Source organism: Salinispora mooreana (assembly GCF_000379065.1).
In the GTDB taxonomy this organism is placed as follows: domain Bacteria; phylum Actinomycetota; class Actinomycetes; order Mycobacteriales; family Micromonosporaceae; genus Micromonospora; species Micromonospora mooreana.
Genome location: NZ_KB900614.1, coordinates 2,341,016 through 2,362,728 on the forward strand (window position 1 = coordinate 2,341,016; position 21,713 = coordinate 2,362,728).

Annotated in this window: 12 protein-coding genes and 4 pseudogenes; 2 read left to right on the plus strand and 14 right to left on the minus strand. The window is 68.9% G+C overall.

All coding sequences use genetic code 11. The features are described 5' to 3' along the window. The 10 genes and pseudogenes from pglX to SALPAC6_RS30980 form a co-directional block, all read right to left on the minus strand. The gene (gene pglX / locus SALPAC6_RS0111145; protein ID WP_018253494.1) at positions 1 to 3,492 is read right to left on the minus strand and encodes a BREX-2 system adenine-specific DNA-methyltransferase PglX; all 3,492 of its coding nucleotides are present in this window, start codon (positions 3,490 to 3,492) and stop codon (positions 1 to 3) included. A gap of 33 nt (positions 3,493 to 3,525) precedes the next feature. Then, entirely contained in the window at positions 3,526 to 5,235 is a 1,710-nt protein-coding gene (locus SALPAC6_RS0111150) for a DUF262 domain-containing protein (protein ID WP_018253495.1), read from the minus strand. Positions 5,236 to 5,247: 12 nt separating this feature from the next. Further along, positions 5,248 to 6,102, minus strand: coding sequence for a hypothetical protein (locus SALPAC6_RS0111155; RefSeq protein WP_018253496.1), 855 nt, complete (start codon positions 6,100 to 6,102; stop codon positions 5,248 to 5,250). Beyond that, the gene (locus SALPAC6_RS0111160; RefSeq protein WP_018253497.1) at positions 6,092 to 7,366 is read right to left on the minus strand and encodes a DUF3696 domain-containing protein; all 1,275 of its coding nucleotides are present in this window, start codon (positions 7,364 to 7,366) and stop codon (positions 6,092 to 6,094) included. Before SALPAC6_RS0111160 ends, SALPAC6_RS0111155 begins: the two co-directional genes overlap by 11 nt. Positions 7,367 to 7,480: 114 nt before the next feature. Continuing rightward, positions 7,481 to 11,617 (minus strand): BREX system serine/threonine kinase PglW, encoded by a 4,137-nt coding sequence (gene pglW / locus SALPAC6_RS0111165; RefSeq protein ID WP_018253498.1) that lies wholly within the window; start codon positions 11,615 to 11,617, stop codon positions 7,481 to 7,483. A gap of 174 nt (positions 11,618 to 11,791) precedes the next feature. Then, positions 11,792 to 11,893: pseudogene (locus tag SALPAC6_RS27595) on the minus strand (alpha/beta hydrolase); the annotation flags it as partial. Between the two features lie 19 nt (positions 11,894 to 11,912). Next, the gene (locus SALPAC6_RS0111170) at positions 11,913 to 12,578 is read right to left on the minus strand and encodes a response regulator (protein ID WP_018253499.1); all 666 of its coding nucleotides are present in this window, start codon (positions 12,576 to 12,578) and stop codon (positions 11,913 to 11,915) included. After that, positions 12,575 to 13,813, minus strand: a pseudogene (locus SALPAC6_RS25770) (sensor histidine kinase). The gene SALPAC6_RS0111170 and the pseudogene SALPAC6_RS25770 overlap by 4 nt, the downstream one beginning before the upstream one ends. Positions 13,814 to 13,907: 94 nt before the next feature. Then, complete coding sequence (locus SALPAC6_RS0111180) at positions 13,908 to 15,308, minus strand: MFS transporter (protein ID WP_018253502.1); 1,401 nt, start codon at positions 15,306 to 15,308, stop codon at positions 13,908 to 13,910. Between the two features lie 193 nt (positions 15,309 to 15,501). Beyond that, positions 15,502 to 15,636, minus strand: a pseudogene (locus tag SALPAC6_RS30980) (acyltransferase family protein); the annotation flags it as partial. A gap of 55 nt (positions 15,637 to 15,691) precedes the next feature. On the opposite strand from SALPAC6_RS30980, the gene SALPAC6_RS0111185 reads away from it, so the two are divergent. Continuing rightward, positions 15,692 to 17,008 (plus strand): UDP-glucose dehydrogenase family protein, encoded by a 1,317-nt coding sequence (locus SALPAC6_RS0111185; RefSeq protein WP_018253503.1) that lies wholly within the window; start codon positions 15,692 to 15,694, stop codon positions 17,006 to 17,008. Positions 17,009 to 17,037: 29 nt separating this feature from the next. On the opposite strand, the pseudogene SALPAC6_RS25775 reads toward SALPAC6_RS0111185, so the two are convergent. Continuing rightward, positions 17,038 to 17,247: pseudogene (locus SALPAC6_RS25775) on the minus strand (VOC family protein); the annotation flags it as partial. 168 nt (positions 17,248 to 17,415) lie between these two features. Further along, entirely contained in the window at positions 17,416 to 18,357 is a 942-nt protein-coding gene (locus SALPAC6_RS0111195; protein ID WP_018253505.1) for an arginase family protein, read from the minus strand. An 86-nt stretch (positions 18,358 to 18,443) separates the two neighbouring features. On the opposite strand from SALPAC6_RS0111195, the gene SALPAC6_RS0111200 reads away from it, so the two are divergent. Next, positions 18,444 to 19,061 carry a CGNR zinc finger domain-containing protein gene (locus SALPAC6_RS0111200; RefSeq protein ID WP_020493572.1) on the plus strand — a complete coding sequence of 206 codons (618 nt, stop codon included), beginning with the start codon at positions 18,444 to 18,446 and terminating at the stop codon, positions 19,059 to 19,061. A 247-nt stretch (positions 19,062 to 19,308) separates the two neighbouring features. On the opposite strand, the gene SALPAC6_RS0111205 is transcribed toward SALPAC6_RS0111200, so the two are convergent. Further along, positions 19,309 to 19,743 (minus strand): VOC family protein, encoded by a 435-nt coding sequence (locus SALPAC6_RS0111205; RefSeq protein WP_018253507.1) that lies wholly within the window; start codon positions 19,741 to 19,743, stop codon positions 19,309 to 19,311. Positions 19,744 to 20,035: 292 nt separating this feature from the next. Then, positions 20,036 to 21,478, minus strand: coding sequence for a rifampin monooxygenase (gene rox, locus SALPAC6_RS0111210; protein WP_018253508.1), 1,443 nt, complete (start codon positions 21,476 to 21,478; stop codon positions 20,036 to 20,038). Positions 21,479 to 21,713 lie beyond the last annotated feature (235 nt).

Here is a 21,713-nt window from a genome sequence, read left to right on the forward strand (position 1 = left end):
TCAGCGCAGCTCCGGCACCCCCCGCAGCAGAGTCAGGGCCGAGCGGTCGGAGCTGAGCTGCGCCAGCTCGGTGTTGATGAAGTCGGTGAAGAACTCGGCCGGCGGCCCGGGGAACGCGGGATGCTCGCCGGAGTGCCACTGGTGCAGCCACGGCTCGATCTCGACCAGCCCGGCGAGCAGCGGCAGCAGCCGGTGCGCCGGCCACGCCTCCTGCGTCTTGCGGTCCAGATAGACGGTGGCGAGCGCCCGCGCCTGCGCCAGGTGGTCCCACCCGGCCCAGCCGAGCAGCTCGCTACCGTCGCTGTCCCGGCCCGCCTGCGGGTACGAGATGAACCGCTCCTTCGGCACGTCGAGCTTGCCGCGCGCCCGCCAGTACGACGGCCGGGTGAAATCCGTCGACGTGTACTTCGGCGGCACGTCGATCTCGACCTGCTCCCCCGCGTCCTCCCGGCGCTGCAACGCCCAGGTCCGCTCCCACTGCGCCCGCTTGCGCAGCCCGGCCGGCTTGTAGCGCTGCGCCGGCAGGTACGGCACATGCTCGTCGGCGACCAACAGGCCGATCGTCTTCGCCAGGTCGAAGTTGTCGTGCCCGACCCACAGCTCCAGCACCGCCCGGAAGTCCCGGTCGCCGCCGACCCGGTCAGCGAGCTGCGCCACCGACAGCGGGGCCGGCTGCCCACCCCACAGCTCGGGCGCCTCCAACCGGTCGAGCAGCCAAGCCCGCAGCGCGGCCGACTGCATCTTCTCCCACCCCTCGGTGGACCACCGCCGCTTACACTCCGGCCGCTCGATCAACCCGATGTGCCGGTTGGACCCGATGACGGCGATCCGCCGCTCCACCAGCGTTCGGTACTCCGCCGGCCAGTGCGGCTGCGGCCGGTCGATCGGCTTCGACCCGTGCCGGTTGAACCACTCGGTCTGCGCCCCACTGGTGTGCAGCACGATCTCGAAGGCCCGCTCCCCCAGCGCGACCTCCGGCGGGTTGGCACAGGTCAGGTCCTCGTCGATCAGCCCGTAGAGCCGGTAGACCTCCCAGTCCAGCTCCTCCTGGAGCGCAATCATCCGCGCCCGCACCGAGCGGTACTCCGCCTCGGCCTCCGCGAGCCGCTGCCGGGTCGGCACCCCCGAGGCGGCGACCGCCGCCGGGGTCAGGCTCGCCAGCCGCTGCGCCAGCCCATCCAACTCCCGCGCCCGCCCCAACGGGTACGCCTCCGGCAGCGGAAACTCCTGCAACTTGGTTCCGGTGAATTCGAAGAAGTTCTCCCAGGCTACAGTCGTCTGCCGAGCACCGCGCTGATCGACAGTGCTGCCCTTGTTATGGCTGACCTGCTTCAGCCAGAAGCAGGCGGTCGAGCTGTTCAGCACCCCGAGCAGCCGCAGGTGATCGTCCTCCGTCGCCCCCTCCGGCAACTTGATCACCGGCGCAGACTGCTTGAATACCTTCCCGCCCCGGTCCAGCACAAAGTGGTTATGCGTCGCCACAAAAGCGAACGCAATCGACAACGGCGTCCGATAAGCGGAAGCCGTGTGTTGGTGGTATTCCCACCACACCAAGCCAGCGTCAGCCATGTTGCCCTGGAACGTGCGACGTTTGGCTAGTAACTCACGCCAGGGCCACAGCTCATCAGCCAGCCCTCGGCTGTCCAGCGAGGAGTCGTAGGGGTACCAAATCGCGTCCTCGGGTGCCGTGGACCAATCCCGCGCGACCTCACCGATGACCAGTGGTCGAAGAGCGCGCTGGTCAGCGAACGACCTGAGCTTGCGGCGCATCGGACGCATGAATGCCTCGTCGGCTCCGGCCCGAATCGCCCGGCCGACTGGTAGGTCGATGACCTGGGCCATCGCGGTTCCGGCAGCTTCGGTCACGCTCACAAGATCACTCGCGCCACCACCGGAAAGACTCCAGGGGTGCATGACGAGTTGTTTTCGGGACAGGTCTACAACACTGACCCAATCCGAGTCGGAGCCTGGCCAGTCGATCTGCCTGGCGATCGCCTGCCAAACCAGGCCGTCGGAGGCGGAATCCGGCGTCGACGGCTCGCCCCGAACGCCGAGTACGGCGCGGATGTTGGCCGGACGGCGGCGCTTGTTGGTGCGGCCGACCAGGATCACCGTCGGGGTGCCGTGGCCTGGGATGTAGGCGCCGGAGGTGTCGATCACCTCGGTGAGTTCGACCTCATGGGCGAAGTAATCCTCGATCAGCTTCTTGCCGAACTCGCGCTTCATGAAGCCATTGCCGGTGATCTGGCCGACGTAGCCCGCGCCCTCGCCGTGTTCGTCCGAGCGTTTGGCCAGGTCGAAGAAGCGCTTGGCGAAGGGCACCGTCAGCGCGTACTGCCGGTGACAGACGGTCGGATAGATGCTGCGGTAGAGCTTGTTGCGGGCGGGGTCAGCGACGGTGATGTAGGGCGGGTTCCCGACCACCACCGTGTACTTGTTCTCGGCCAGGTAGTCCTGGAGCAGGTCGGCGTCCTCGCTCTCGTACGCGAAGACCTCCCTGCCCTCGATGGCGGCGAGCAGGTCCCCCTGCGCCCGGGAACGTTCCGGCTCCCATGGCAGCAGCGAGTCGCCGGTGGCGACCCGGACCGGAAAGGCCGGCGTGCGTTCCAGCCGGTCCAGGTCGCACACCTTCATCGCCGCGATCAGCAGCCGGAAGCGGGCGATCGCCACCGCGAACGGGTTGATGTCGACGCCGGTGACCTGGCCGAGTGCTCGCTCGGCGAGCACCCGGATGTCGGTGGCTGGCTCCCGGTCCTGCCACTTGCGCAGCAGCCGGTGGAACGCGCCGAGCAGGAAGTGGCCGGAGCCGCAGGTCGGGTCGATGACGCTGGTGGCGGGCAGGCCAAACTCCTTGACCGCCGGCTCGAAGGTGCGGTCGAGGATGAACTCCTCCACGAACTCCGGCGTCTGCAGCAGCGCGTACGTCTTCTTCGCGTGCGTCGACAGGTCCTGGTAGAGGTCACCGAGGAAGCGGGTGTCCAGGTCGTCGCGGCGCAGCGACTCCCGGCCGGCACCCCGGCGGAAGAAGTCGCTCAGCTCCTCGGCGGCCGGGCCGGAGATGTCGAACCGCCACACCGGGTTGTGCCGGTCGAAGATCTTGCCGGTGGCGCGCAACTCGGCGAGGTAGGTAAACGCCTCCCGCAGCCAGTGCCGGTCGTTGTGCCGGGGATTGGCGATCAGGTACGCCTGCCGGTGCTGAATTCCCCGGTCGGCTGGGGCAGCGGGGTCGCCGCCGCCGATCCACAACTTGCCGACCAACGTGTTGTCCTCGCAGAACCGGACGAACACACAGCCGAGCACCCAGGCCACCGCGGCCTGGTCGAGCACGTCCTCCAGCCAGGTCTCGAAGCTCGCGCCGACCCGCTCGGCGGCCTTGGCCTGCTCATGCTCCTGACGCAGCTCCGCACGCAGACCCGGCGCCTCCGCGACCTGCCGACGCAGGTCCTCCACCAGGCTCTTGGCCTGCGCTTGCAATGCCTTCAGCTCGACCACCGCTAGATCCTAAGGTCTGCCGCCGCGCTCGCCCTACTCCGAATCGTCGTCGGCCGCGCCGATCGCGGTGCCGCCGACCGGTACGCCCAGGTGCGCGGCGAAGCGGCGCAGCCGCTGTTCCAGCAACTCGGTGCGATCCTCGATGAAGATCTGGCCGCCGTTACCGCCCTCGCAGAGCCGCCGCCACGCCTTGGGCGGGATGCCGTGGCTCTCCAGGATCTGCTCGGTCACCGTCGGGACCACGGGCCGTGCCGGCTCCGGGAAGCCGTCGAACAGGCCCGGCCCGGTCGGCGGGCTGAGCGCCTTCAGTGCCGACAACACGCTCGTGTTCGGGGTGGTGGGAAAGATCAGGCGGTTTGCGGGGCGTTTGTCCCGCGGCACGACGTGCCGGAAGACCTGGTTGTCGGCCGTGGCGAGCACCTTCATCACCTCGAAGGGCTGGCCCAGCATGTCGAACCGACGGGGAAACTCCAACGCCTCCCAGATCACGTACGCCTTCGTCCGGGCACTGTTCAGGTTGAATGTCTCCGGCATCGGGTGCACGTCGTCCACGTCCGGGGCCAAGTGGCCCCTGCCGGCGGCGTAGGACCGCATCTCCTGCAGTGCCCGGCTCAGCACGGTTGAGGTCGCCCCGGCGAACGCGCTTGACCACGAGGTTACCCAGAACCACCGGCGCAGCCCGTCGTACTGCTCGCGGCTCGGCTCGGGGCAGCAGTGGAAGAACGTCGTCAGCAGCACCAGCTGGTGCGCGTAGGGCAGGAACCGGGCGTGCGGCACCCCGACCCCGCCGTGCAGGAACTCCGCTGCCCGTCGTAGTGCCTGTTCGGTCTGCGGCAGGGCATCGTGCAGCCGATTCTGGATGTAGTTGGCGACCTGGCTCCAGCGCGGCGACATGACGTCGGACTCACCGGCGACCGCCAACATCGAGCGAAACACGGCGAGGCGGGGCAGCTCACCGAAACCGGTATCGGCGATCGAGGTGACGATGTCGTCGATCCGGTTCGCCAGGGATGGCTGCTCCTCCCGATAGGTCAGCGCGGAGACCATCTGGTCCGGGTCCATCCGGGTGCCCGTCCGATTCAGCCGGGCGTAGACGTTGACCGCCTGGTCGAGACTCGCGCCCTGCAGCCGGACCATGGTGAGCTTGTATGCCTTGATCCGGTATGCGACCGCCTCGGCCTCCCGGATCAGCGCGTCCGCCTGGCTGGTGTCCTTGACGCTCAACTCCACCCGCTGGAAGTGCCGCAGGAAGTCCCGGGTGCGCATCACCGCGGCCAGCGGCAGCAGGTGCGGAGACCACTGACCGGAACGATGGTGTCGGTAGCGGTCCGAGCCGCGTGAGTCGGCCGGGCGCAGGTCGCGGTAGATCTGCCAGATCCAGTCCCGGTCGCCCTCGGCCGGGCCGTCGCGCAGCGGCCGGTTCAGCACCCCAAAAAGAGTGGAAACCCGCTGGTGACCGTCCAAAAGGTAGGACACCTGCCGGCCGGCCGGTGGCGGCGGCACCGCCAAGCCGCCGATCTGGTCCAGTGAGGGCACCTGGGTGTCGGTCTGCCAGAGCAGCAGGCTGCCGATCGGGTAGCCGCGCTCGATGCTGTCGAACAGCTCCAACATCTGCTCCGGTCGCCAGACGAAGGGCCGTTGGAACGCCGGCACCCGGATCTCGCCTCGACCGATGCCGCCCAACAGGTCGTCGACGAGGGCGATGGTCGGGTCGGGCCGGATCTCGGCCTGGTCGGCGCGCATAGCGTCAGTCTCCTACAGGATGCGGTGGATCATCGCGAGTAACTCCCGCAACTCGGCGACGACCTCGGGCCCCAACTCGGCAAAGTCCTCCTCGGTCAGGGTCAGCTCGGCGGGGAAGACCTTCGTGGGCGGAGGGCATCGCCGGCCCTTGAACCAATCCTTGAGGTTCCGGTAGCCGCGATCCTCCGGCTCGATGGCGCGAAGTTCGTCCACGTGCTCCAGCCGGTGCGCGAAGTGGTGCTCCCAGACCCGGAACGGCGCGTAGTTTTCCATCATCCGCCAGGTCAGCAGATGCACCTCGGCGACACCGTTGTCGCGGCACTTCATCGCCACCCTGTCCTGCTTCGGTTCGGATAGGCCGGCGCCCTTGCGGTCGCTGTCGATCAACACCGCGACCCGCACCAGCACCGTGAAGCCAGCCCGCTCGTCGGCCGCCAGGTCCGGGATCTGCGTGCTGCCGCCGCCGTGGCTTAAGCACAACCACTGCCGCTGCGGCGACAGCGCCTCCACCACTCGGTGATCGCCGAGCGCCGCCGCCACCGCGCGGACGAAGCCGCCGTCGGCGATCCGGTTCTCCACGATCAGTGTCGCCGGGCGGCGGAGGTCCGACACGAGTTCCTTGAGCCGGTCGGCTGAGATCCGCGCGACCGCCGGCGCGGCCGGGGCCGGATTCGCCGCCTCCACCAACGCCTGCTGCACAAACTCGGAAAACAGCGGGGCTTGCTCGGTGGCGAACCGATCGGCGCTGATCGCGGCCGGCAGGCTCGGCCGCCACTCGTGCTGCCCCTCCACCGCCAGCCCCAGCAGGTGGAAGACCGACAGCCGGTCGCCGGACGTGAAGACGTCCGGTTCGATGTCAAGACGCATAGCCGCCCTGCCTGAGCTGCGCGGCGGCGAGCGCCCGCACCTCGTGGTAGTCCTGGGAGAAGTAGCCCTCGGGCCAGTCTTCGAGGTTGCCGAGCCGGTCGATGCCGACCCGCCGTACCTCGGAGACGCCGCCGTGCTGTTCCACGACGTACACCGCCACCATCTCCGGCGGGCAGCCCTCGGCGATATGTCGCCGTAGTCGCAGCAGGAGGGTTTCGCTGTGGGTTTCGATGAGAAAGCGGGTGCGGGTGGCTCGCGCGGTAGTCAGGTAGAGATCGGCCAGCGCGGCGTGGGCACCCGGATGCAGGTGCATCTCCGGTTCTTCAATGATCTGCAGGGCAGGCTGCGTCTCCTCGCCCTGCGACTCGTCCATTGCGCACTGCACCAGGATCGGCAGCACCTGCGACAGACCGGTGCCCGCATCCGCCAGGTTGACCCGCACTAGGCTGCCGCTGCGGGTCAGCACCGTTGACCACAACGGGCCTGCCTCGATTTCCTCGATCCGCCAGCCCGGCACGATGACCGCCAGCAGCTCGTTGACCCGGGCGAGCAGTTCGCCGCCGTTACGCGCCTGGTCGTGGGCGAGGATGGCAAGGGTGCCCTGCCCCTGCTCGCCGATCCCTCGGGGCACCCCCAGCGGCAGCCGGTGTTGCCGCCCGGGGCGGTCCCGGTACGCGCTGAGAAAGCGGACCGGCCCAAGACTCAGGCCGTTACGCCGATCGCTCAGGGGACGCAGCTCCGGAATGCCGACCGGGCGTGGACGCAACCCGGCGAACGGCACGGCTCGCACGACCGGGGTGTGTCCCGACGCCTGAATCCGGTAGGAGAAGCTTTCATAGTCATCGGTCAGGGTCGGCTGCCAGGAGAGCGCGAACTCGTGCTCCACCGGCCCGCTCGGCTCCGCCAATTCGACCCGCAGACCAGAGACGAATGCTGTCCGCTTCTCGGTCATCAGCTGGACCGTCGCCGCCATCGAGAACGGACGTGGTCCGTCCACCTCGAACCCGAGGAAAAATTTGCCGTGCGGGCTCTGCTCGAAGACCAGGTCGGCGAAACCGTCCACCGGCTGTGGTTCGAGCCGGTCCAGGTCGAGCGGCGCGGTGCTCATGGTGTCGAGGCCGGTGGAGATGACCAGCGGCGCCCGGGTCAGGACGCTCTTGCCGGAGTTGTTCTTACCGAGGACCACCGTGACCGGGGCCAGCTCGATCTCCTGCCGGTCCCGGAAGCAGCGATAGTTCTCCAACACGATCTTGCGCAGCGGCATTCCTAGACTTTTACCACAGTCAGTGACAGCTCACCTGCCCTCCGAATGGCCACATCGGAAAGTCCAGTCGGCGCTGGCCCAGGAGTCGGTGCCTCTTGTCCGCCGCGGGGCAGGCTACCGGCTCCTAGCCGCCGGCGAGCCGCCCGCTTTGATCCAGTCGTCGGCCAGCCAGAGCAACTGGCTGGCCGACGACGTCAACGGCACCTGCGCGCCGTCCAGCAACGCCGGTTCCGGTCGACGGGCCGGCACCAGCAGCAGCCGGGCAGCCGGTCGCGGCCGGGTCGGGTCGGCCAGCTCCTGGAGCAGCCCGAGCTGACCGTAGCGGGCCAGCGGCGCCGCCTCGGTGAGCAGCACCGGCCCGTCGGCGGCAGCGATACTCTCCGCGATCGCCGGCACGACCTGGTGTCGGACGAGATCCAGCAGGCTCCGGAAATCGGCATCCAGCGCTACGCCCTTGTCCGCCGCGACGATCGCCTCCCACGGGAAGCCCAGTGACCGCAGCCGGTCCAGCAGGATCGCGGTGACGTCCACCTCGGTCAGTGGCAGGCGGGCCAGCAGCGCCCGACGAGCCGCTCCCAACCGGCGCAGCGGGGCCAGCACCGCGAGGAAGGCCCGCCGATCAATCGCTACGGCCAACTTCTCCGTCACCTCGTCGGCGGCGGAGAGCCCGAGGAGCGGAGCCTGGGTGGTGACCAGCTGGGTGCCGGTCACCGAGGCGGCGGCGGTCACCGGCCCGTACACCCGGTCGGCGGCGTACCAGGTCAGCGGCACCTCGGCCGCGGCCAGCAGCGCGGTGAGGTCCGGTCGGCCGGGCAACCGCTCCGCCTTGGGGAATCGGCTGTGTACCCGGTCGCGGAGTGGCCCTTCGCCGAGGCACTGGCCGATCAGACTGCCCATCGACAGCCGCAGCGCCCGCTGGGCCGACATCCCCACCGGGTAGAGCTGCCCCTGCGGGGTGACGTCGACCCGATCGTTGCTCCCAACCGCCGCGAGCTGCAACAGCCGCACATCTGCCACCGCCGGCATGCCGACCGGCGCGGGTAGCCGGCGCAGCTCGTCGATCGCGCGTTGCCGAGTGAGGAGCGGGTCGGCGGCGGCCAGCTCCACGCTGCGGCCACCCAACCCCACCACGTACTCGAGAAGGTCGGCGGCGGTGACATCGGATGCCGGATCGTCCGGTTCCCGGCCGACCAGGACGACGCCGGAGACGCGGAACCGGTAGAGAGCCACCCGGGCGTCCCCACCCGTGCTCAGCTCCGCCTCTGCAGCGGCCCGGACCAGGCCGATCGCCTGCGGCAGCCGCTTCGGCTCCGCCGTGTAGGAGCCGCGCGCCGCGATCAGTGCCTGCGCCAGCTCCTCAGCGGACATCACCGCACCACGAGCATCGAGCAGCGCGACGATCTCGTTGCGCACCGCATCCAGCGCCGGCTCGTCCAGCCAGGTACGGGCCTGACTGGTCAGCAGCTTGGAGATCTGCGGCTGGCTCCTGCCCGTGGCACGGGCCGCCTCGCTCTGCGTCGGCCAGCGAAGAAAGGCACCATCGACGGTGGGTGCCTGCCCGAGGAGCACAGCCAGGGTGTGGTGGTTACGGAACGCCTTCGGCGGCAGCAGTGTCACGCAGAGCGCCTCGACGCCCTGCGCCAGTGGCGGGGCATCGGTGTCGGCTGCTTCGCTGACGGCGGGGAGCACCGCGCGCAGGGCACGGGCCTGGCCGATGATCTCCTTGCGGGTGGCGTCCGGCACGCCCTTGGCCCGAGTGAGTTCGGACAGCTCCGTGGCCAGCAGATCACCAACGCTGTGCATGCCGAGCCGTTCCAGCGCCGAACGGGCCCGCGCCGTCAGCTCGGTCGCCCCCAACGGCGACTCACGGGTCAGCCCCACCACCGCCGGGGCCGAGCCAACCGGCGTCACCCCCGACTGCGGTACCTGCTGGAAGATGGCCCGCCAGGCGTCGGTCATCTCGTCTACCGTGTCGAACCGGGCCGTCGCGTCGCGGGCCAGCGCACGCCGGAAGAACCCCACCAATCGGTCGGCGACCTCCGAATCGAACACCGACGGTTCGAGGGTCACCTCCTCACTGACCGCGGCCGGGTTGGCGTTGTCGCCCCACCGGGGCAGCGTGCCGGTCGCCATCTCGTAGAGCACCACCGCCGCCGCGAACCGCTCCGCCGCCGCGTCAAAACGCAGCCGACGTGGCGGTCCGAGGAACGGATCGAGGTAGCCGACTGTGCCCGCCCCTACCTGGTCCGCCGGCGTAGCTGACAGCGAGAAGTCGAAAACGCACAGGTGCGGCTGCTTGTCCTTCGGCCGGGGCCGGGCCGCCAGGTTCGCCGGCTTCAGGTCGCGGTGCCAGACGCCCTGCCCGTCCAGGAAGTTGACGATGTCGAGCAGATCCCGCCCGTAGCGCTCCAACAGGTCCAACGCAAGCCGGCCGCCGCGCAACTCCTCGGCGAGGGTTCGCCGCCCGGCGCTCTCCATCAGCAGAGCCGTCCGGCCGCCGACCCGCACCGGGCCTTCGACCAGCGCCGCAACCTGTGGATGCTTAAGGTTGGCGAGGGTACGCGCCTCCGCGATCAGCCGGTCCTCGTGCCGCTCGTCACGCGCCACCTTCAACACCTGTTCGCGGGAGTCCTCGCCGACGCGGCGTACGAGCAGGGCGACCGCCGTGGCACCGGAACCCAACCGGTCGCGCACCTCCAAGCCGCCGTCGAGCAGGTCACCGCGGTGGGCCGATAGTGGATCCGCCACCGGCTCCGGCTCGGGTGCGGTCAGCATGTCCCACACCGCTTCCAGCCGCTCACGGATCGCCACCACCCCGGCGAGCCGCTGTCCCGGGTCGCCTCGGGTCGCGTCGTAGACCAGCTTGACCAGCTCATCCGGCATGCCGTCGACAGCGACCGCCAGATGCAGACCGCTGTCTCGCACCTCGGCGACCAGTTCCTCCGGCGTCGTCGCCGGCGCCGAACCGGCAAAGATCCGGTACGCCAGCGCGCCGATAGAGAACACATCAAGCTGGTGTCCCGGCAGTCGGGCAGCGTTCCCTGCCTCCGGTGCCTGATATCGGCGGACCTCGTCGTCGAAGAACAACTCAAGGCTGGCCGGGTCGCTCGACGGGCCGAGCCGAGCGGTCTGGGTGACCCCGGCCAGCCGTCCCCCGGTCTGCCAGTCGGTCACCACCAGCGACGGACGCGGACCGTCCGCATCGGTAACGTAGACCGCCCGGGGCGAGAGCGCGCGGTGCGCCAGCCGACGGGAGTGCGCATAGTCGATGATCTCGGCGAGGTCCTGGACCAGTTGCAGGCGCTGGGCCAGGGTCAGCGAATCGCCCCGGCGCACCAGCCACTGGTCGAGGCGTACCCAGTCCTGCTGGTGGTCGAAGACGACCGCCGGACCCCAGGCGTGATCAACCAGATCATGCGCCCGGGCCACCCCCGGGTGGTGGATGCCCTGCAACAGGCGGAACTCCCGCTCGGCCGCTTTACGGATCGCCGGCACCTCATGCTCGGCCGCGCGACTGGTCAGATAGAACCGCACCCGGCGCACCAGCGAGGTGTCCAGCGCATGCCCGGCGAGGAAGTCCTGCCAGCCAAGCCCTTCGGCAAGCGGCCTCGGGTGCAGCAGCAGCTGACCGACCTTGCGGTCGGCGACCGACGGCCGGATCTTGGCCCCCCGCACCAGCTCGACGATCTGCCGCCCACGCGCCTCGTCGACTCGGTGCGCCGGGTTGCGGGGCTGGGTCAGCAGCAGGTCCTTGAGCCCGGGCAACCCCGAGTCGTATCCCTCCAGGCCGTAGACGTGTGTCCGGCCGATCAGGTCCAGGCCCTTCGCGTCCAGGGCTCTGGCATGAAGGAAGACCGCTGCGCCGACGTACGGGGCTTGGGCCTCCCGGCCGTGCTTGCGGGCGTAGTAGCGGATCAGGCTGGCCAGCCGCTTCGCCTTCCGGTTGACCAGAATGTAGGGGTTGTCCTCCGGAATGAGCCGGCTGTTGGGCGCTCTCCGCACCCACTGGGACCCATCCCCACGAATTTCCCCCTGCCAGTGCTTCAACTCAAGCACGTAAAGGCCGCTGGGGGTGACTACCAGGGCGTCAACCTCGTTAATCGAGCCGTCGGCGCCGACGAACTCGACGTTGGCCCAGACGTGGTACGGGTCGGTATCTGGCAGGTAGCCGGCCAACTCGCGCAACCCGTCCTGCTCGTGGACGTAGGAGCTGGCGTTGATCTGCTCCCAGCGCGGCGAATCCTCACGCATGCACCGGCTCCCTCAGCCTCTGACGAACTCTGGCACCTTACCTGCTCAGGGGTAACTCCCCACCGAAGAACATTCCGGCTTTCGCCAGGGAACGCAACCACGCCGGCCTCTTCGTTCGGGGGCGGCCATCCATCGGCTATCCGCCCTCAGGTAGTGGTGGCCCGGGGTGGGAAGTCACCTTTCGGGGACGGGCAGCCGGGCCGCGGCGTAGGCGAAAACCAGGGAACCGTAGCTGTGCCCGATCACCGTTATCGCCGTGTCCGGCCGGGCCGCGGCGAGCTGCCCGACCCTGGTACTACTCCCCCGGGTTGATCATGCCGCTCTCGTAGGCGTAGACCACCGCCTGCGCCCGGTCCCGCAGGTTCAGCTTCATCAGCACGCGGCTGACGTGAGTCTTGACGGTCTGCTCGGCGAGCACCAGCTCCGCCGCAATCTCCTGGTTCGACAGTCCGCGCGCGATCAGCCGCAGCACCTCCGCCTCGCGCCGGGTGAGGGTGGTGAACGAGCCCGGTTCGGCTCGCCGCGGCCGAGCGCGGCTCGCGTAGTCCGCGATGAGCCGCCGGGTCACCGAGGGAGCGAGCAGCGCCTCGCCCGCGGCGATCACCCGTACCGCGTGCATGAGGTCGGCGGCGGGCGCATCCTTCAGCAGGAACCCGCTCGCGCCGGCCCGCAGCGCCTCGAACACGTAGTCGTCCAGGTCGAAGGTGGTCAGGACGAGCACCCGCGGCGGACGCCCACCGGGTGGCACCTCCAGGATCTGACGGGTTGCGGTCAGCCCGTCCATTGTTGGCATCCGGATGTCCATCAGGATGACGTCTGGGTCGTACCGACGCGCTGCGGCGACCGCCTGCTCACCATCGGCGGCGTCCGCCACCACCACCATGTCCTCCTGGGCGGTGAGCAACGCCCCGAACCCCTCCCGGACCATTGCCTGGTCGTCAACGAGCAACACCTTGATCATGACTGGCGCTCCAGGGGCAACGTCGCCCGCACCTCGAATCCACCGTCGTCGGTCTGGTCGGCGCGCAGGCTGCCGTGCAGCATGGCCACCCGTTCGCGCATCCCGAGCAGACCGTGGCTGCCGCTGGCGCCGGTCACCGCGGCAGCCGGAGGGGGCACCGGGCGGCCGTTGGGGTCCACCTTGACCGCGTTGCGCACCCGGATGGTCAACTCGTGGCGGTCTCGGTGCAGGGTGAGGTCAGTGGGCGCGCCCGGAGCATGCCGGGCCACGTTGGAGAGCGCCTCCTGCACGATCCGGTAGGCGGAGAGCCCCACCGATTCCGGCACTCCGGTGACCACGCCCCGCACCGACACCGTGACCGGGGTTCCGGCTGCCCGCGCGCCCGCCACGAGCGCGTCCAGCTCCGCGAGGCTGGGCTGAGGCGCGGCTGACGACTGCTCCTGTGGGGCACGCAGTACGCTCAGCAGCCGCCGCATCTCGGTGAGCGCCTCCCGGGATGACTCCGCGATCTCGGTGAACTCCGCACGCGCCGCTGGCGAAAGCTCGTTCAGGCGGTAGGCGGCGGTCTCCGACCGCACCGCGATGAGGGACATGTGGTGCGCGACGACGTCATGCAGCTCGCGGGCGATGCGTGCGCGCTCGGTCAGCACCGCACCCCGCTCCTGCTCGGCAACCAGGCCGGTGCGCACCTGCGCCCATCTGCCCAGCAGGTGGCCCATCCCCAGGACGCCGCTGACCAGCAACATGCTGCCGTAGCCGACGCCCGGTTCGAGAAACAGCAGAGACATCGCGATGCTGAACGCCCAGACCCAGAACAGCACCCCCAGCGGATGGCGGTAGCCGACCACGACGAGCACGACGAGGTAGACCAGGATCAGCACCGGGTTGCCGGGCTAGGGGGCACCGGATTCGTGCAGTCCGTTGACGCCACTGACCAGGGTGGCTACCGCTGCCACCCGCCACGCCAGCAGCACCCGGCGGGGCATCAGGGCCACCGGCGCCGCGGTCAGGGCGGCGAGGAGGATCGTCTCGAGTCTGCCAACCTGGTACGGCGCGAGGCCTGCCATCGCGAGGAGCCACAGCAGGAACGCGACCAGCGGGGCCAACACCCGCAGCTGCGGGCGCAGCCGCGCCAACCGATGAGTCTGACCCGACGCGGCAGCGTCCCCCGGTTTCGGGTCATGGCCGGTGGCGACCGCCCGCACCAAATCACGTAGCGCTGTGGTTACCGGCATTCGGTCAGGGTACGGCCACCGAGGCAGCAGGGCGGTAGCCGTCAACGAGCGGTAACGCGGATGGCACGCTTCTCCGGCCGCCGGCTCGTGCCGGTCACGGTCGGCGGCGAGCGAACAGGAGGAGAAGCCCGGAGGCCACGATGCTTCCTGCCGCAGTCCACCGCAAGGTGTCTTCGATGGCCTCCGTGAGCCCCACACTTCTCGACTGAATGTCGATCAGCGTCGCCGCGGCCGCTACCCCGAGGCCGGCGACCCCGACGACGATCGCGAGGGTGACACCGGACGCTTCACCCACCAACTCCCGGGCCACAACCGACTGCGTGCCGATGTTGGACATCGTATACCCCACGCCGTAGCTCAATCCGAACAACGCGAGGCCGGGCAGGTAGGAACCGAGCCCACCGCCGAGAGAGACCATGAACAGGCCAATCCCACCGATTGCCGCACTGACGCCCATAACTGCAGGGATATTCAGGTGTTCGCCGAGGCGGCCTGCGATCGGACCGGCGACACCGACGCCCACCGAGGCGGCGAGAAGAATCAGACCCGCGGCGAAAGGTGAGCGACCATCCCCTTGCTGTAAATAGACTGTGCTACCGAATACTCCGATGACCATAGCGGTGTTGGCGACCGTCCCCATCAGGGTCACGATGACGTAGGGACGGTTGCGAAACAGGTCGAGTTTGACCAGAGGATACTTCGCCAACCGCTCACGCTGCACGAACGCCGCCAAAGTCAGCAGCCCGACCACGGCGATCCCGGCCGTGGCGAGGGGCTGCTGCCACGTGCTCGTCAGGTCCACCGCGAGCGTTACCAGGGCGATCCCAGCCGCCACCAGGGCCAGGCCCGGCAGGTCGATCGACCGCGGCACCGTAGGGCCGCGCGATTCACGCACGCCAGCAGCGACGATCGCGATGGTGATGATGCTCAACGGTACGTTCACGAGCGGCACGACCCGCCAGACGACCAGCTCCGTTATCCCACCGCCGAAGGGAGGGCCAAGCGCCATCGACACGGCGCCGATACCGTAGGCGTAGCCGATCGCCCGTTTCACCCGCTCCGCGGGAAACGCATTCGTGACGATGGCGACGGCGAGCGGGAAGATGACGGCGGAGCCGACTCCCTGGACGGTCCGGAAAGCGATGGCGGTCCCCGCGTTGGGTGCTAGGGCAACGCCCAGGGAACAGAGGCCGAAGATCACGAGGCCGGCCATGAGAATGCGTTTGCGGCCAAGGATGTCGCCGAGGCGTCCGCCAGGAATCAGGAACGCCGCCTGGGCGAGCAGGTAGGCGCTGAGCACCCAGTGCAGGTTGGTTGGGGACGTATGCAGCTCCGAGGCCATCCTCGGCAGCGCGAGGCTGAGCGCGAAGAAGTCGAGGTGAATAAGGAAGATGCAGAAGGATGCTGCGACCAACGTCAGCTTGGCCTGTGCTGCGGCTCCGTGAGGTGAGGCACTCCCGACCACGTGACGAAAGTGTTGCAGGCGAAGTAGCACGGGTTGTCCTCACGTTGTGAAGTGGCCGGATGCCCGAGACGCACCGTAGGCACCTCTCGCATTATCACAAACCAGCCCCGGCTAGTCCGGATGATTCACGGTAGTCGCCGAGCTGCGCTGTTGATCGGCGTATAGATGAGCGGAACCGCCATTACCGGCGCCTACTTTCCACCATCCGGACGAGTTGGCCGGTGAGGCGACGGAGGCGGGCAAGGACCCACCACCACGAGTCGGGCGCGGTGTGCAGTCCGGGCAGTGGGGCGGAGCCCAGGGCGAAAAGTGTCACCGCCACCAGCACGGTCTGGTGCCACGAAACTCTCCGATTCGCGGGTTACAGTCCGCTGTCGTCAACGACGACTCGCACCGGAAAGGAGGGTCGGCTGGTGAAGGTCACTGTCATCGGGTCGGGGCATCTGGGCGCAACCCACGCGGCCGGGATGGCCGACATCGGGCATGAGGTCACCGGGGTCGACATCGACCCGGAGAAGATCGAGACGTTGAACGCCGGGCGAGGCTGGTTTCATGAACCGGAGCTCGATGTGCTTCTGGCTCGCAACCTCGACACCGGAAGACTTCGCTTCACCACCGACTTCGCGGCGGCGGCCGCCTTCGGCGATGTGCACTTCCTCGCGGTCGGCACCCCCTCCGGCCTGGACGGCACCTACGACCTGACCCAGATCAGCGCGGCGATCGAGCGCCTGGCCCCACACCTCCAGCGCCCCTGTCTGATCGTCGGCAAGTCCACCGTCACGCCGGGCACCGCCGAGGTGGTCGAGGCCCAGGCCCGGAAGCTCTCCCCCGCCGGTGACGGCGTTCAGGTGGCGTGGAACCCCGAGTTCCTCCGCGAAGGCACCGCGGTGGCCGACACCCTGACTCCGGACCGCATCGTCCTCGGCGTCGCCTCGACCGAGGCCGAGGAGACTCTACGGCTGCTGTATGCGCCGATCACCAGCGGCCACGGCTGCCCGCTCGTGGTCACCGATCGGATCACCGCCGAGATGGTCAAGGCGACGGCGAACGCCTACCTGGCCACCCGGATCTCGTTCGTCAACGCCGTCGCCGAGATGTGCACGGTGGTAGGGGCGAACGTCGCCGAGCTGGCTGACGCGATCGGCCACGACGCCCGCATCGGACACCAGTACCTGCAGCCCGGCCTCGGTTTCGGCGGCGGTTGCCTACCCAAGGATCTGCACGCCTTCACGGCGCAGGCCGAGCGGGGCGGCGTGACCGCCGCCGCCGCACTTCTGCGCAGCGTGGACAGGGTGAACCTGCACATGCGTACCCGTGCTGTCACGCTGGCCACCGCCGCGCTCAACGGCGAGGTACGGGGACGGCGGATCGCCGTGTGGGGTACGGCCTTCAAACCCGGCATCGACGACGTGCGCGACTCCCCCGCGCTTGACGTCGCCGTCCGGCTACACGCGGCCGGGGCGCAGGTCACCACGTACGACCCGCAGGGGCTGGCGATGGCCCGGCAGACCGCACCGCAGCTGAGCTACGCCGCGACGGCGGCCGAGGCGGCCGTTGACGCCGAGCTGATCGTGGTGGGGACCGGCTGGCCCGAGTTCGGCGCGCTCGACCCCCATGTGATCGCCGAGCGGGTGGCGCGACGAGTGTTGCTGGACACCCGTGGCGTGATCTCCGGTGGACGCTGGCGAACCGCGGGATGGACCGTGCACGGGCTTGGCTACCAGTCCTGAACCCAGGGCGATCCCAGGCGGGTCACGGACGCTGACCGGAGTCGCACGCGTACCGCGCCGAGCACGACCAGCCGGGTGCACTCGGCCTCGAGGGCGGCCACCCGCTCGGCACCGACGAGCCCGGTTCCGACGCGCACGTCCAGGTGCAGCCGATAGTGCGGCAGGTGACGGTCCGGCATATCCGGATCGGCCGGGACGTCGCTGCAGCGAAATGCCGCAGGACCTCGATATGAAGGTGGCCCTACCAGAGATCAACTTCATCGAGGTCCTGCGTCACTATGAGTTCCCCAAACACCGCGGTGCCGTCGGTTCGACACCTGGAAAATCGGCGGCGTCGTCGCGGCAGCCCTGGCTATCCTCCACACCGACCACCAACAAACCACCTGATCATCCAATGTCACGACCCGCTACGCGGAACGGCCCAAGTCCAATTGAACCAAGCTGCGCACGAGGCATTCGACGATGGAATCGGCGTACTTCGTGCCGGGGTCGAGTTCCGGGTCGTAGATCGTGACATCAAGGCCGAGCACCCGGCCACCGTGGACGAGGTTCGAAAGCAGCTCCGACAGCTGCATGAAGTCCAGGCCGGGGCTACCGGGGGAATCGACGGCCGGCATGACTTTCTCATCCAGCACATCGAGGTCGAGGTGCAGCCAAACCCGGTCCAACTCACGGACGTTCAGCCGCTCGACAACCCGCTTCACCACCTGGTTGACGCCAAGGCCGAGGACCTGCCGTGCGGTCAGCCCCAAGACGGCCGAGTCCATGACTGGGGTCCAGTCGTCGAGCGAGACGGTGACATCCGACTCGCGGTCACCAAGCTGGATGACGTCCCCGTCAGTGACCAATGGCGTACCGACCTGGGGCCAGTGGGTGAGAATCGGCTCGCCGCGGCCGGTGGCCACGGCGAGGGCCATGCCAGCCACGGAACCGAGGCTGGCCGTCGTGTCGTAGTTGTTGGGGTGGCGGAAGTCGCTGTGACCGTCGATGTGGATGAGCCCGCAGCGGCCGCCACGCCGGGCACCGAGCAGGCAGCCAAGCAGGACGCTGCAGTCACCGCCGACGACGACTGGGAACCTGGAAGCATCGATGGCCGCGGCGACCGCCCCGGCAACCTCCAGCGAGTGCGCCCGCAGGGTACGGCCGTTGCGGATGCGGGTGCCGCGCTGCGCCCCGAAGTCGTAGCGGGGGTGGCCGAGCTCGACGACGTGGACGGTCCGCAGACGCTCGGCTAGCCCCGCCTCCAGCAGCACCGCGGGTGCGCGCCAGGCGCCGGGCTCGTGGCCGGGCGCCTGTGTGCGCAGTCCGAGGCTCGATGGGGCGTTGATGAGCTCGATCATCGCAGTCATGAGGTTAGTGTCAGCCCCTGCCCAGTTCACGTCAACTGGTAAAACACATTTTACCGGTTGGCGTGACCGAGTAAGGTGACCCAGACATGCAGGCACAGCTCCGAGCACACACATTCCAGCCCCGCGATCTCGTGGGGGGAGATCTCGTGCTCGACCTCGTGAACACCGTGACCAGCCGCAACGCGGAGCCGGTCGACTGGCTCGACGGCTACGCACGCCTGCTGGACTGGGCAGAGCTCACCGGCGCCTTCCCAGCGGCAGACCTGGCCCAGCTACTCAGCGAAACCGCGGCCCACCCACGCGCCGCCGAATGCGCGCTGGCTCACGTCAAAACGCTGCGGGAAGCCCTCTGTGAACTACTCACCGCAACTGTCCTCGGACAGACACCGCCTCCGGGAGCCCTCGCGTCGCTGCAAACCCAGTGGCGAAGGGCGGTCGGGAGTGCCTGCCTACAGCCGGTCGACGAGCACATCACGCCGGCTGTGACCGTGGAGGCGTCCGGTTTCGACTACCTCACACACGCTCTTGCCCTGCACGCGGTACGCCTGCTGGAAGACGTACCGCTAAGCCGCCTGCGCGTCTGCGCGGGCCGGCAATGCGGCTGGTTCTACCTCGACACGTCGAAAGCCGGGCGACGGCGCTGGTGCGACATGGCGACCTGCGGAAACGCCGAGAAGACCCGCCGCCACAACGCCCGTCGGTAGCATTCCTGGTTCATCGACGAACCAAACAGACCATCGGCGCCACGGGGCAGACCTCCGGCAACGCCGGAATACCCGGCATCAAGCGATTAGGCACGACCTGCTGTGCCGACGGCCGCAGCCACACCTGGCTCGATCACGAACACGCGATCGACTTGTCGCAAACCCGAGGCGCGGCAGGCACCACCGCGCGGGCCAGTGCCTAGCGGAGTACGGCCGCGCTGACGACACTGTCCCGCTAGCGGCGGCCTCAGTCGAGGCAGAACTCGTTGCCCTCGACGTCCTGCATCACCAGGCACGACTCGTTGTAGCCGTCGGCGGCCAGGAGTCGCACCCGCACCGCGCCGAGCGCGACCAGCCGGGCGCATTCGGCCTCGAGGGCGGCCACCCGCTCGGCACCGACGAGCCCGGTTCCGACGCGCACGTCCAGGTGCAGCCGGTTCTTCCCCGCCTTTTCCTCGGGAACGCGCTGAAAGAACAGACGCGGCCCCACACCGGAGGGATCAACGCAGGCGGACACCGAGCCCTGCTGCTCCGGCGGCAACGTGCGATCGAAGTCGCCCCAGGTGGCGAAGCCCGTCGGGGGCGGCGGGAAGACGTATCCCAGCGCCCTGCACCAGAACCGTGCCACCCGCCCCGGCTCCGCGCAGTCGAAGGTGATTTGGACCTGCTTGACCGATGGCATCAGACCACCCTAGGCGTGGGAGCCGACGTCGCGACACCTGTTTCACGGCGGCGGCAGACCACACCGGGCAGTCCTCTTGGCCCTTTGTATCGAGTTTCTCAGATTGGACCTCCGGCTGAGCCGGGTGGCGCCGCCGCGGCGATGGCTTCGCCGGCAACCCCGCGCCGACTCCGCCCGGTGGCGCTCACCCGCCGGGGAGCGGGTGAGCAGCACAACCTCATGCCCCTGGGCAGTCAATACCCGATCCAGAACGGTTGGCATGGGAGGTTGCCGCCCGTTCCCGGTCAGTCGATCAACCGAGTTGCGCCGACGGGTCGCCGAACCACCGATGTAGCTGGGTGCGCAGCTCCTCCTGATCGTCGCCGACCCACGCCACGTGGCCGTCCGGCCGCAGCAGCAGGGCGGGCACGTCCAGTTCCGTACTGACGTCCACCACGTGGTCGACCCGGTCGGCCCAGCCGGCCACCGACAGCCGACCGGTCTGGTCGAGCACCATTCCCCGGCCACGGTGCATCAGGCCATAGAGGCGCCCCTGCTTCAGCTCCACATCGCGCAACCGCCGGCCAAGCAGGTGGTGCCCCTCGCCGAAGTCGTACCGAACGGAGATCGCGGTGACCTTCTCGATCAGGTAGCGGTTCACCTCCTCGAGGTCCATCAGCTCCGCCACCACCCCGCGTACGGCCTGGGGACCCGGCTCGAGGGTGATCAGCTCGGTCTGCGCGCGGGTGTTCTCCAGTACGGCGGCAGCCACCGGGTGCCGCTCCGCGTGGTAGCTGTCCAGCAGCCCGCTCGGTGCCCAGCCGCCGATCTCCGCGGCGAGCTTCCAGCCGAGGTTGAACGCATCCTGGATGCCGAGGTTGAGGCCCTGGCCACCGAGTGGCGGGTGGATGTGCGCGGCGTCGCCGGCCAGCAGCACCCGGCCGACCCGGTAGCGGTCGGCGAGCCGGGTGGCGTCCCCGAACCGGGACAGCCAGCGCGGTGAGTGCACGCCGAAGTCGGTGCCGGCGGTCACCCGCAGCTGCTGCTGGAACTCCTCGAAGGTCGGCGGAGTCGTTCGGTCCTCGGTCACCCCGGCGGCGGGCACGACGACGCGGTACAGCCCGTCCCCGTCACCGACCGGTCCGGCTCCGAACCGGAGCTGTGTCTTGCGGACCTCGGTCATCACCGCGGTGACCTCCTCCGGTGCCGCGGTCAGCTCCATGACGCCCAGTAGCGTCTCGAACCGGGTGGGCTCGCCGGGGAAGTCCACGCCGAGCAGCGTGCGGACCGTGCTGCGGCCGCCGTCGCAGCCGACGAGGTAGCGGGATTGGAGCTGGGTGCCGTCGGCGAGTTCCGCGGTGACCGCTTCCTCGTCCTGGCTCAGGCCGACGAGTTCGGTGCCGCGCAGGATGTCCGCGCCGGCCGCGGCGGCGTGCTCGGCGAGGAGTCGTTCCGTGCTGGTCTGCGGGATACCGAGGATGTACCCGTGCGCGGTGTCCATGTTGTCAGGCCACGGCTTGCTGATGCCGGCGAAGTAGCCGCCGACCCGGTACTGCTGGCCGTTCGCGAGGAACCGCTCCAACAGGCCGCGCTGGTCCATCACCTCGATGCTGCGCACGTGTAGCCCGAGCGAGCGAACAGTCACCGGCGGCTCGGTGTCCCGCTCCAGCACCACCACCTGCACTCCGTGCAGCCGTAGCTCACCGGCCAACATCATGCCGGTCGGCCCGCCCCCCACAATGATCACGTCAAACATGAACTGCCCCCATTTCGTAGACACGTGTTTCGGCCGGTCCTCCGCCGATGTGATGGCGCGAACCCGCGCACACGTGTGTGTCGCGAATCCCTGTTTCCACAGGTACTGGCTTCGGCCGACGATTCTGCGGCAATAACGGGGCCTTGCCGCAAGACCCCCCATGTGCTATATGTTGAGAGTGGCAGGGGGAGATGCCCTGTTATAAATCAGCCCTGACATAAGTCACCGCTGTTGT